11 protein-coding genes are annotated in these 12,033 nt (G+C 70.3%); 5 read left to right on the top strand and 6 right to left on the bottom strand.

The window, feature by feature from the left end; genetic code table 11:
• Window positions 1-75 precede the first annotated feature (75 nt).
• From Q0937_RS04435 to Q0937_RS04420, 4 genes are all read right to left on the bottom strand, one after another.
• Window positions 76-492: a VOC family protein gene (locus tag Q0937_RS04435; protein WP_299300140.1), complete on the bottom strand. Its 417-nt coding sequence runs from the start codon at window positions 490-492 to the stop codon at window positions 76-78.
• A 28-nt stretch (window positions 493-520) separates the two neighbouring features.
• Window positions 521-3,490: a multicopper oxidase domain-containing protein gene (locus Q0937_RS04430; protein WP_299300138.1), complete on the bottom strand. Its 2,970-nt coding sequence runs from the start codon at window positions 3,488-3,490 to the stop codon at window positions 521-523.
• Window positions 3,491-3,743: 253 nt separating this feature from the next.
• Window positions 3,744-4,229 (bottom strand): hypothetical protein, encoded by a 486-nt coding sequence (locus Q0937_RS04425; RefSeq protein ID WP_299300136.1) that lies wholly within the window; start codon window positions 4,227-4,229, stop codon window positions 3,744-3,746.
• 14 nt (window positions 4,230-4,243) lie between these two features.
• Entirely contained in the window at window positions 4,244-4,576 is a 333-nt protein-coding gene (locus Q0937_RS04420; RefSeq protein ID WP_299300135.1) for a hypothetical protein, read from the bottom strand.
• A gap of 347 nt (window positions 4,577-4,923) precedes the next feature.
• On the opposite strand from Q0937_RS04420, the gene sucC reads away from it, so the two are divergent.
• The 5 genes from sucC to Q0937_RS04395 all read left to right on the top strand — a co-directional run bounded on the left by sucC (window position 4,924) and on the right by Q0937_RS04395 (window position 10,183).
• Window positions 4,924-6,093 carry an ADP-forming succinate--CoA ligase subunit beta gene (gene sucC, locus Q0937_RS04415; protein WP_299300133.1) on the top strand — a complete coding sequence of 390 codons (1,170 nt, stop codon included), beginning with the start codon at window positions 4,924-4,926 and terminating at the stop codon, window positions 6,091-6,093.
• Between the two features lie 12 nt (window positions 6,094-6,105).
• A complete protein-coding gene (gene sucD / locus Q0937_RS04410) occupies window positions 6,106-6,993 on the top strand; it encodes a succinate--CoA ligase subunit alpha (RefSeq protein ID WP_299300131.1) in 888 nt (295 codons plus the stop codon).
• Between the two features lie 391 nt (window positions 6,994-7,384).
• Entirely contained in the window at window positions 7,385-8,104 is a 720-nt protein-coding gene (locus tag Q0937_RS04405; RefSeq protein ID WP_299300129.1) for a metal-dependent transcriptional regulator, read from the top strand.
• A 189-nt stretch (window positions 8,105-8,293) separates the two neighbouring features.
• Window positions 8,294-9,262: a C40 family peptidase gene (locus tag Q0937_RS04400; RefSeq protein ID WP_299300128.1), complete on the top strand. Its 969-nt coding sequence runs from the start codon at window positions 8,294-8,296 to the stop codon at window positions 9,260-9,262.
• Between the two features lie 99 nt (window positions 9,263-9,361).
• A complete protein-coding gene (locus tag Q0937_RS04395) occupies window positions 9,362-10,183 on the top strand; it encodes a hypothetical protein (RefSeq protein WP_299300126.1) in 822 nt (273 codons plus the stop codon).
• A 51-nt stretch (window positions 10,184-10,234) separates the two neighbouring features.
• Here Q0937_RS04395 and Q0937_RS04390 read toward each other — a convergent pair whose 3' ends face one another.
• Together Q0937_RS04390 and Q0937_RS04385 are read right to left on the bottom strand one after the other, a co-directional pair.
• The gene (locus tag Q0937_RS04390; RefSeq protein ID WP_299300124.1) at window positions 10,235-11,056 is read right to left on the bottom strand and encodes an HAD hydrolase family protein; all 822 of its coding nucleotides are present in this window, start codon (window positions 11,054-11,056) and stop codon (window positions 10,235-10,237) included.
• Between the two features lie 126 nt (window positions 11,057-11,182).
• On the bottom strand, window positions 11,183-12,022 hold the full coding sequence (locus tag Q0937_RS04385) for a putative RNA methyltransferase (RefSeq protein WP_299300122.1): 840 nt from the start codon (window positions 12,020-12,022) through the stop codon (window positions 11,183-11,185).
• Between the last annotated feature and the right edge of the window lie 11 nt (window positions 12,023-12,033).

Below are 12,033 nucleotides of genomic sequence, written 5' to 3'. Positions count from 1 at the left end.
CGGCGAGATCCGTCCTGGTAGGACTCCTGGCGGGACTCGAGAGGTCGGCCTGCGGAAGCGCGCGCTGAGCCGGGCTCAGGGAGCGAGGACCAGCTCCACCTCGATGCCCTCGGGGTCCTCGCCGAACCAGGCCGTGTGGTCCTGCCCGCCGGCGTGCGGATAGCGCTCGGCGAACAGCTCTCGCCAGCCGTGCGCCGGGGCGTCAGTCCTGATCGTGTCGAGGACTGCACGGTCGCAGGCCCGCAGGGCGAGGTGGTTCATGCCGGGGGACCGACGCTCCGAGCGGGTGCCGAGCACATCCGGAGACTGCTCGAGCACCAGGTAGCTGCCGTCGCCGCAGCGCCAGATCCGGCCCAAGTCCCAGCCCTCCACCCGTTCGGCCGTCCAGCCGAGGGAGGTCATCAGCCAGTGCCAGGCAGGTTCCGCGGTGGCGAGATCTGCGGTCCACAGCTCGAGGTGGTGGAGGCCTGAGCGGGGTGGTGGTGAGGTCATGGGGTGACGGTACCCGCGCAGCGGATGCTCAGTCGGTCACCCTGATCAGCGCCCGTGCCCCCCGCTCCATCTCCACGAAGGAGTGGTTCACCGCGGTATAGGTGCCGGGCTCCTCGAAGACCAGCTCGACGAATCCGCCCTGCGCTGCCGCGAGGTCCAGTGCCTGCGAGCCTCCCCGGTTCTCGTTGTCCGGGCGCAGCAGGTACTCGCCCTCCTTGAACACCGTGTCGAACACTCCGCCCACCACATGGAAGGAGATACCTCGCGAGGGGCCCGCGGCGAGCACCCACAGGCGCACCCGTTCGCCGACCCGTGCCTCGAGCGGAGCATGGACGTACTGGTTGGCGTGGCCGTTGAACACGGTGACGTCCGGCTGCTCGGCCGCGATCTTCGCGGGGCTGACAGGGTGGGCGCCCTCGTGCATCGCCGCGTCATATCCGGCGGCGCCCTCGGGCACCAGGTAATGCTCGGACTGGACCAGCACGTACTCGCGGTCCACCTCCGCCAGGACCGCCGGCGGGACGATCAGGGCTCCCACCATCCCGGCGGCCAGGTGCACGCTCATCGGCATGGTCGAGCAGTGATAGAGCCAGATCCCCGCATGGTCGGTGGTGATCGAGTACTCGAGGCTCTCACCGGGCGGGATCGTGCGCATCGACTGGTCCGGGGAGATGCGCCCGGCGTGCAGGTCCAGCGAGTGGCCCATCGAGCCATGGTTCACCAGGTCGACGGCGAGCCGTGACCCGAGCTCGGAACGCAGCACCGGGCCGACCACCGTGCCCCCGAAGGTCATGGCATCCATCCGCACTCCGGGAGCGATCTCGGAGTCGACCTCCGTGATCTCGAGGGTGAGGCGCTGCTGCGGCCCTGCGCTCGGCGGCAGAAGCGCCGTCCGCGTGCGGTGGTCGGCCCCCGGAGCGGCCTGCAGATCCAGCGGGATCCGAGCGAGCTCCAGCCCGGTGGTGCCGGCGGCCGGACGCTCGGCTCCCGGTGAGGCGCTCGAGCCGAGCGCGGTGATCTGAAGGGTCATCCCCATCGCACGATGTCCGACGATCGAGCACCAGCCCGCCAGGTCGTGGCCGATCACCCCGGCCTCCACCGTGGTGATCGCCCCGGGCTGCAACCGGCCGGAGGAGACGCCGCTGGCGAGCACGAGGTCGTGGACGTCATAGGGATCGTCGTTGCTCAGCTCGATCACCAGCGTGTCCCCAGCAGGCACCTCGAGCACCGCTGGGGTGAAGCGCATCTCCGCCATGCTCACCGCGATCGTGGTGGTCGTCCCGGTGGGGACGACCGCGCCGCCGGACACCGCGCCGGCGCCGTGCAGAGCGCCATGGTCCGGGACCGACCCCTGTGCACGATCCAGCGAGGTGCCCAGCGCCGTCGCTCCCAGCACCGCACCGATGCCCAGCAGCGCCTCGGTCAGCGCTCGACGGTCCATCCCCTCGGAGCGAGACACCGATGCGACCGCTGCCCTGGACGGGGCCGGGGTGGAGGATGAGGCCGCCGCGCCGACAGGGGGCTGCGCGGGCGACGGGGCCGCCTCGCCTGCGGGAGCCGTCGTGGCGGGCCCGGCCACGGCGACAGCTCCCGGCGCCACGTCACGGGCCTGGACCGGCATCGGCAGGCCGACGCCTCGATTCCGCACGCTTGCCCTGATCGCCAGTCCCATCAGCACCAGGAAGGTGACCAGGGCCGCGAAGCCCAGCAGCGAGAGCACCACCCGTGACAAGGAACCGAAGTCCGCGACATCGGCCGTTCCGACGGTGAGCGCTGCGAACACCGCCCCGGAGGTGGCGGTCCCGAGCCCGGTGAGCACGAACAGCGCCACCACGAGGTTGTACGTGACGGTGCGCAGCACCGCGAAACGGCTCATCACCTCGAGCGCGGCCTTCGTGGACCGCGGCCCGCCGCGCATCGTCACCGGCAGCAGATAGCTCATCGCCCCCAGCAGCACCTGCAGCAGGAAACCGGTCACGAACGGAACCGTCAGCTGCTGGATGTCCGCGGCGACCAACGAGCTGGCGAGCTGCTCATCGGCCGATCGCCACCACATCACCAGCAGCCCCACCACGGTCATCGCGAACCAGAGCACCCCGGCAGCAATCGACAGCACGGGGAACAGCGGCAGCGGCACCTTGCGCTCCTGGCGGGCGGCGCGGAGCGTCACCTGGACCAGGGTCACCGCGACCCAGGCGAAGGAGCCCAGGTAGGCGAGCAGGAAGGCGCTGCCGAGAAGCGTCGAGCCGAGCAGGGCGCCTGCGGTCGCGCCGAGCACCGCCAGCAGCATGCCCAGCAGGCCGCCCGCTGAGCGTCGCACCGCGGCCAGCTCGATCCGGGTGCGCAGCACCGTGGGCCACAGCGTCAGCAGGGTGCCGGTGACAGTGATCCCCACGAAGCCGAGGATGTTCACCAGCTGGTGGGCGAGCAGCAGGCGCCCCTGCCACGGCTCGCCCGGACTGAACGCCATCACAGCGCCGAGCGTCGCACCCACCGGGATCAGGCAGGCGGCACCGATGTACGCCTTGACGGTGAACTCGAAGCGAGGTGCCAGGGCCGCTCGGATCTGGGCACCGAGCGCTGCGGCGTACCAGACCAGCGCTGTGGAGACCATCAGTGCCCCGAGCACCACCACCCAGGGCCAGGTCGGCAGCATGCCGAGGATCGTGACCAGCACCCCGGCGCTCAGCAGCCGGATGCGGTTCAGCTGCCGGGGTCGGGATTCCTGACCCAGGCGGGTCTTCAGCAGCGCCTCGGTGAAATGCTGACCCCACACCATGATCGAGGTGGTGATCAGCCCCAGGGTCACCATGTGCACCAGCAGCCAGCGCGACTGCGGGATCCATTGGTGGGTCAGCACCACCACGACCAGCGCCACCATCCACAACGAGACGGGGCGGGATGCACGGCGATGCCAGGAGCCACGGCCCGACGAGCCCTCTGGGCGGGGACGACCGCCGAGCGGGACGGGGGCGTGGGGGAGGGACGGCTCAGGCATGACCACCTCTGGGGACGCTCCGGCCAGGACGACGCGCATCCGGTCGAGCCACGGGCAGGGACCTGTCCAGAATAGATCCGTGGCCCGCACCCCGGGCGCGGTGAAGGTCCTGGCGGCGCTGACCCTGACGGCGCAGGTGCCCGCGGTGCTGCTCCCGGTGAGGAGTGGCTGGAGGAGGCTCAGGCGCGGCGGGCCGGTCCCGGAGCCTGAATTTTCCTGCGCGGGGTGATTCCCCGCGCGGAGGGGAGGCTGGTCAGGCGCGGGGTTCTGCAGCGGGCGGCTGCGCCTCTCGGGCGCGCTTCCACTGCGCATACACGCCGCCCGCGAAGCTGAGCACCACGATCACCGCGACGATGATCAGCACGGTGGTGAACGGGATCGGGATCCCGGCCGCCGCGAGCACTCCCCAGATGATGAAGAGGGACAGCCCGATCAGCAGAGCGTCCCGCAGAGAGCGCAGGATCCGGGGGCCGATGTTCGCCGCCGTCGCCCGGCGGCTTGCCACCGTGTAATAGGCGGAGGCGTCGCTGCGGAGCTTGTCGCCGTCGAGCCGGGGCCGTTCTGAGGTTGCGGTCCGCGGCGAGGAGTTCTCGTCGCGTCCTTCATCGATCGCCTTCCCGGCGGCGCGGACATACCCGCCCGCTCGGTCGGAAGCGCGCCGGGCGGCGTCGCGCGCCCCCGGGGCCTGCTTGCGGGCCGTATTGCTAGCGGCCTTCGCGTACGTCTTCCAATCGGCCATGGCGGCTCTTCCTCTCAGCGGTTCTCGTCGCGACGCTCGCGCACAGGGAGGCGATCGGGGTCACGAGGGTCCATGCGGCGCTGATCCCGGCCGTCGTCCTCACGGAAGCGGATGTCTCCGCCTCCGCGGTTCTCCCGCTGTGGCCGGGGATGCTTCGCGCGATAGTCGCTGTAATAGGACAGGCCCACGTTCAGCGCCAGCGTGATCGCCACGGACAGGACGAAGCCCGCGAACGTGGAGCGCACCCCGACCAGCCGCAGCACGATGAACAGCACGCCGATCGCGATCACGCTGAAGCCGATGTGGTCCCGTACTCGCCGGACCAGGCCGCGGGGTCGTCGATTCATCCCGTCATCGTAGTCGCGCCGGCTGGACACGCACTCAGGCCGAGACCCAGGCCGAGACATGGGCTGAGGCCCAGGCCGAGACACGGGCTGAGACCCAGGAAGAGACGCGGCGGAGACGGGGCCGGGGCCGGGGCCGGGGCCGGGGCCGGGGCCGCGCGGAGCGTGCAGAGGCCATCCGGGCGCGAGGGAGCGCCAGCTCGTGACCGCATCGAGTGAGACTCCACGCACACTGCTGCCCGTGGTGCGATCGCAGTCGTGGAAGCGATACCCTGGCGATGTTCCCAGGGGTGGCATCGAGGCCAGTTCGGCCAGCCGCCCACTGCCGACATCGAGAGGAAACCCACCCCGTGGACCTGTATGAATACCAGGCTCGCGATCTCTTCGAGAGGCACGGCGTGCCCGTGCTCGGAGGAGTTGTCGCGGAGGATCCGGCGGCCGCCAAGGCCGGCGCAGAGAAGCTCGGCACCCCGGTCGTCGTCGTCAAGGCTCAGGTGAAGACCGGTGGCCGCGGCAAGGCCGGCGGCGTCAAGATCGCCAAGTCCCCCGAGGAGGCGGAGCAGCAGGCCTCCGAGATCCTCGGTATGGACATCAAGGGCCACACCGTGCACCGCGTCATGATCGCGGCTGGTGCCGACATCGCCGAGGAGTACTACTTCTCGCTGCTGCTGGACCGGGCCAACCGCAACTACCTGGCCATGTGCTCGGTCGAGGGCGGAATGGAGATCGAGCAGCTCGCCGTCGAGCGCCCCGAGGCCCTCGCCCGCGTGGCTGTCGACCCCAACGTCGGGATCGATGCGGCCAAGGCGAAGGAGATCGTCGAGGCCGCGAACTTCGACGCCGAGACCGGCGCGAAGATCGCCCCCGTGCTGGAGAAGCTCTGGGACGTCTACAAGAACGAGGACGCCACCCTGGTCGAGGTGAACCCGCTGGTGAAGACCGGCGCCGGTGACATCGTCGCACTGGACGGCAAGATCACGATCGACGAGAACGCCGGGTTCCGCCACGAGGACCACGCCGCGCTCGTCGACGTCGCCTCCGAGGACCCGCTGGAGACCAAGGCCAAGGCGCTGGATCTCAACTACGTCAAGCTCGACGGCGAGGTCGGCATCATCGGCAACGGCGCGGGCCTGGTCATGTCCACCCTTGACGTGGTCGCCTACGCCGGTGAGTCCCACGGCGTGAAGCCCGCGAACTTCCTCGACATCGGCGGTGGCGCCTCCGCCGAGGTGATGGCCAACGGCCTCGACGTGATCCTCAACGACCCGCAGGTCGCCGCCGTGTTCGTCAACGTCTTCGGCGGCATCACCGCCTGCGATGCGGTCGCCAACGGCATCGTCGGCGCGCTCAAGAAGGAGGGTGACGCGATCAGCAAGCCCCTCGTGGTCCGCCTCGACGGCAACAACGTCGAGGAGGGTCGCAAGATCCTCGCCGACTTCGCCCACCCCCTCGTCACCCAGGCCGACACCATGGACGGCGGCGCCGCGAAGGTTGCCGAGCTCGCCGCCGCAGGAAAGTGAGCAGCACCCGACATGTCTATCTTTCTCGATGAGAACAGCAAGGTCATCGTCCAGGGCATGACGGGCTCGGAGGGCATGAAGCACTCCCAGCGCATGCTCGACTCCGGCACGAACATCGTCGGCGGCGTGAACCCTCGCAAGGCCGGCCAGTCCGTCACCTTCGAGGGTGGCGTCGAGGTGCCCGTCTTCGGGACCGTCGCCGAGGCCATGGAGGCCACCGGTGCGAACGTCTCGGTGGTCTTCGTGCCGCCGAAGTTCGCCAAGAGCGCCGCGATCGAGGCGATCGACGCCGCGATCGAGCTGCTGGTGATCATCACCGAGGGCATCCCGGTCAAGGACTCCGCCGAGTTCTTCAACTACTCGCAGGAGAAGGGCTCGACCCGCATCATCGGGCCGAACTGCCCGGGTCTGATCAGCCCCGGCAAGTCCAACGCGGGCATCACCCCCTCGAACATCACCGGTGCGGGCAAGCTGGGCCTGGTCTCCAAGTCCGGCACCCTGACCTACCAGATGATGTACGAGCTGGCTGACATCGGCTTCACCACCGCCATCGGCATCGGCGGCGACCCGGTCATCGGCACCACCCACATCGATGCGCTCGAGGCGTTCGAGAAGGACCCCGAGACCGCGGGCATCGTGATGATCGGTGAGATCGGCGGCGACGCCGAGGAGCGGGCGGCTGAGTACATCAAGGCGCACGTGACCAAGCCGGTCGTCGGCTACGTCGCGGGATTCACCGCCCCGGAGGGCAAGACCATGGGCCATGCCGGCGCCATCGTCTCCGGCTCCGCGGGCACCGCACAGGCCAAGAAGGAGGCCCTCGAGGCCGCCGGCGTCAAGGTGGGCAAGACCCCCACCGAGACCGCTGACCTGATGCGGGAGATCATGAAGGGCCTCTGACCGGTCCCTGACCCGCTGCCCCGGACCCCCGCGAGGGTCCGGGGCAGCGGGCTGTCCTGAGTGACGCCGGTCCCGGGGACGCGGACCTGTCACGCGGGCCCGAGACGCGGGCCTGAGGCGCGGGCCTGTCACGCGGGCCCGAGACGCGCCGGGAACGCTGCGTCGAGAACACCGATTCCTTCCGGATGTGGCAGGTATCGGTGTTCTCGAGTGCAGTGGTGCGGCGTGTTCTGAGGGGTGGGGGAGCGGGGACTGAGCCCGCGCCGAGCTCCCGCCTGAGCCCGCGCCGAGCTCCCGTCCCCGCCCGACGCCGGTGGCGTAATCGCCGATGGCCTCCCGGTGCGCAGACTAAGCTGGTCCGAGCCAGTCGTGCAGCTACTGAGGAGGGCCCGTGTCCGGAGATCTCATCGACACCACAGAGATGTATCTGAAGACGGTGTTCGAGCTCCATGAGGCCGGCATAGCCCCTATGCGGGCCCGCATCGCTGAGCGTCTGGGCCACTCCGGCCCCACGGTCTCCCAGACCGTCGCCCGCATGGAGCGGGACGGCCTGCTCCATCTCGATGATCAGCGGCGGATCCGGCTGACCGAGGAGGGAACCTCGGTGGCCACCGACGTGATGCGCAAGCATCGCCTCGCCGAGCGGCATCTGCTGGATGTGATCGGCCTGGACTACGCGCACGTCCATGAGGAGGCGTGCCGCTGGGAGCACGTCATGAGCCTCGAGGTAGAGAAGCGGCTCGCCCAGCAGATGACCCCGCCCTACGTGGACCCCTACGGCAACCCGATCCCGGGCCTCGCCGCCCTCGGGATCGACGAGACCCAGACCACCTTGGCAGGTAAAGACCCCTCCAACCCCGCTCGCGAGCTGAGCGAGGCGGTCGCCGATGGCGAGACCCGCCAGGTGCGCCTGGAGCGCATCGGGGAACGGATCCAGAGCGACGTCGCGCTGCTCGGAGAACTCGCACGTCAGGGCATTCTTCCCGGGGCTCAGATAGCAGTGGAGAGAGTGGCGGGCAGCTTCGTGCTGCGGGGCCCCGTGGGAGGCGAGGTCGCCGTGGGTGACGTGGTGGCCGATCAGCTCCATGTGACGACGCAGACCGCCGGGTAAAGGCTCCGTCAAGCTCTCCCCAGAAGCTTCCTGTCACCCTGACGCGGACGGGTCGCGGCACCTAGTCTCGAGGGCGTGCCAAGGCGACAAGGTCCTCGGCACTCCCTCCGGAAGCCCCACGCGCACCGGAACGGGATGCGGGACGTCGGAGCTGCGCGAGGGTCTTACCCCGGGGCTGGGAGCCACAACGTGTCGAAAACTGCGAACAACACCCACCGCCGCGCCATGCGCACGGTGACCCCCGTCTCCCGGGCGGGACGCGCCGGTGCCGGTGCAGCGATGGCCGCCGCCATGCTGTTCGGAGGAGCGGCCGCCGCGACGGCCGATCCGCAGGCCGACGCACCCCAGGCAGATGCCGCCTCCGCGCAGCTGAGCCCCGCCATCGCCCCCGTGGGCATCCCGGCCATCGAGGTCGCGACCGCTGAGGCCGAGCCCGCGCTCGCTCCGGTCGCCGGCACCATCTCCATCGAGGTGGGTCCCACCGAGGAGGAGATCGCTGCCGCCGAGGCCGCTGAGCGTGAAGCCGCCGAGCTCGAGGCCGCTGAGCGTGAAGCCGCCGAGCTCGAGGCCGCTGAGCTCGAGGCCGCCGAGCAGGAGCAGTCCACCGCGCAGGACGACTCGTCCAGCGAGGGCACCGAGACCCGCGGGGACGACAGCGCCTCGCGTTCCGAGGAGCGCTCCAGCCGCGAGAGCGGCTCCGAGCAGGAGGAGTCCGGCCCCTCCGAGTCGAGCTCCTCCGGGTCGAGCTCCTCCGAGTCGAGCTCCTCCCAGTCCTCCACGCAGGAGAAGACCGAGGAGAAGTCCGCTCCGGCTCCCTCCGCAGCCAAGGGCGGCTCGATCCTGGCCACCGCACGCTCCGGCATCGGCACCCCCTACGTCTACGGCGGCACCTCCCCCTCCGGCTGGGACTGCTCCGGCTTCGTCCAGTGGGTCTACGCCCAGCACGGCGTCAACCTGCCGCGCGGCGCCGGTGACCAGGCAGCTGCCGGCACCGTCATCTCCCGCTCCGAGGCACGTCCCGGCGACCTGGTCTACAAGCCCGGTCACATCGGCATCTACGCCGGCGGCAACCAGTTCGTTGACGCCGGCAACAGCCGCGTGGACACCTCCGAGCGCAACATCTTCTCCGGCAGCTGGACCTTCATCCGCGTCGGCTGAGCTTCCTCGCCGAAGCGGCCCCGCACCACGTCGTGGTGCGGGGCCGCTGTCATTCCGCGGCTCCCGACTCCGTGCACCCGGGACCGGTACCGTGTGCACGTGTCCTCCGTCCGTGATCTCTCTGCCGTCGCCCTGCTCCTCCTCGCCGTCGTGCTCGGTGCGCTGTGGGCGCCGACCACCTGGCTCCATCACCACGTGGTCGAGCGCGAGGGCTTCCTCGCCATCACCGAGCCCCTTGCCGAGGATCCCGACTTCCAGCGCACCATGAGCGACAGCGCCGTCGAGATGCTCATGGGCGACGAGCGGATCCCGGGCTGGATCGAGGAGAGCCTCGCGCCGCTGGCCGAGGAGCAGGCGGCGGCGCTGACCGGCACCGGCGTGTACGCCACGCTGTGGAATGCCACCATGTCCGAGGTGCACGGGGCGCTCTTCTCCCCGGGCGCCTCGGACCTGGACGTCGACCTCGCTCCGGTGATCGACCGGATCCTCACCCCGGTCGAGGAGAAGCTGCCGATCGAGATCCCGCGCCCCGAGGACGCGACGATCACCCTGGCCAGCATCCCCGACGTCCCGCTGCTGACCCGCGCCTCCGCCGTGACTCCGTGGGCGCAGTGGACGGGTCCAGCGGCGCTCGTGCTGCTCGCCCTGGCCCTGCTGATCGCCTCCCATCGCCGCGCCCTGCTGATCATGGCCGGCCTCGGCGGGATCCTGGCTGGGGCGGGAGTCTGGTGGATCGGCGAGCAGGTGGAGGCCGTCGTGCCCGACTCGATCGACCAGACGGCCTTCCTCGGCCCGGTCGTCCAGGTCTTCGAGGGGCACTTCCAGGCGGCGATGATGCCTCAGGGAGTGATCATGCTCGGAGCCGGCGCCCTGGTGACCGCGGCCGGGCTGGTGCTGGTGGGTCTGCACCGACGCAGCTGACCTGGCGCATCGAGTCCGGGGGAGAGGTCCGCGCCCTTGGGGCCTCCCGGCTCAGAGCATTCCGAGGTGCTCGAAGGCAGTGACGATGCCGTGCTCGAGAGGCCCCGGCACCGTACAGCCTCCGGCGGCCTCCAGAACCTCTGCGGGGGCGCCGTCGATCGCGATCGCGGTCCCGGTCGCCCGCAGCATGCCCAGATCGTTCATCCCGTCACCGATGCCGACCGTCGAGGCGAGAGGCATCCCCAGATGATCGGCGACGATCCGCACCCCGTCGGCCTTGTCGATCGAGACCAGATGCAGCTCCCCGGAGCTGACGTCCGCCGTCATCGAGTTGGGCAGGGCCCCCACCTCGGGCCCGATCTCCGCAGCCAGCTGCTCGATCCTGACCGGCGACCCCCACAGGGAGATCTTCGCGAAGGAGACGGACGCCAGATCCTCGGGCATGACGATCGCATCGATCAGGTCCTGCAGGCCGTTGCCCACGCCGTCCTCCGGCAGCGGCGGGCGCACCCGGGTGCGCAGTTCGCGGGCGGAACGCGGCGTGCACAGCAGCGCCTCCGGGGTCTCCAGGGTGAACGGGATGTCGTGACGCTGCAGCACCTCGACCGCGCGTGGACCCAGCCCCTCGGGGAAGCGATGATCACGCAGCAGCCGGCCGCCGACGTCGATCCAGCCGCCGGCGGAGGCCACCACGCCGTCGAAGAGCGCCGCGACCTCGTCGGCGACTATGGATCGGGGTCGGCCGGTGCACAGCAGGATCACGTGCCCGTTCTCGCGTGCTTGACGGACGGCGTCCGCGTGGGCCCGTGGGGCCACCCCGCGATGTGCGAAGGTGCCGTCGAAATCGATGAATACGCAGCGGCGATCTGCCACGGACGCTCCTTCTTCCCTGAGGGTCTCGGACCTCCCAGCCTAGGTGAGCACAGCGCGAGCGCCAGCCATCAGGTCAGGGTGTCGCGGTGAGGCGCGGGGATCGACCTCTGCGGGTCGGCGCAAGATTCAGCGCCGACGGTGGAGGCTCGCCCGTACGGAGACGGTGACCTCACGGGTGCCGGTCAGCAGCGGCCGGAGCTGTTCGTCGGCCACATGGCGTGCGCTCGGCGTCATGGCCACCAGGTCCCGGGCGAGGGCGGCGCCGAGGGACAGATCGAAGCGCACGGGCACGGTCCGGACGGTGGTGAACAGCGGATCCAGGGCCTCATGCAGGCGTTCCTCCTTGCGAGGGTCCACACCGACCATGCCCGGGACCTGTGCGCGCAGCTGGGCGAGATGATCGGCGTCGGGCCGCACCACCAGGAGATGGCCACCGGGCTCCAGCACCCGCGCGAACTGCTCCGGATTGCGGGGCGCGAACACATCGAGCACCAGATCGGCGACGGCGTCCCGCAGGGGGAAGCGGGTGAACACGTCCCAGCTCGCCGCCGCGGCGCGCGGATGAGCACGAGCGGCGAAGCGCAGCGCTCTCACCGAGGTGTCCACCCCCAGTCCCTGCGCAGCGGGAAGCTGGTCGAGAAGCCCCGCCAGGTAGTAGCCGGTGCCGCCTCCGATGTCGAGGATCCTGCGGGCGGCGCTCGGAGCGAGATCCGCGATCGCGTCCTGCAACGGGGCATAGGCGCCGGTGGCCAGGAAGGTGTCGCGGGCTCGCGCCATATCGTCGTCATCGCCGCTGGTGGCAGGCGTTCCGGTGAGCAGCGAGACGTAGCCGGCCCGAGCGATGTCGAAGGAATGCCGCTCGGCGCAGCGCAGCGTGCGGTCCACGAGCTCCAGCGCGCGTCGGCAGCGCGGGCAGACCAGACTGTCGAGCCAGGAGGCGAGGGGAGCGGGGACGGGACGGGACACGAGCACCAGGG

It is taken from the genome of uncultured Brachybacterium sp., assembly GCF_947500705.1.
In the GTDB taxonomy this organism is placed as follows: domain Bacteria; phylum Actinomycetota; class Actinomycetes; order Actinomycetales; family Dermabacteraceae; genus Brachybacterium.
Note: the sequence above shows the minus strand (reverse complement) of the source record. Positions and strands in the feature narration are given on the sequence as shown.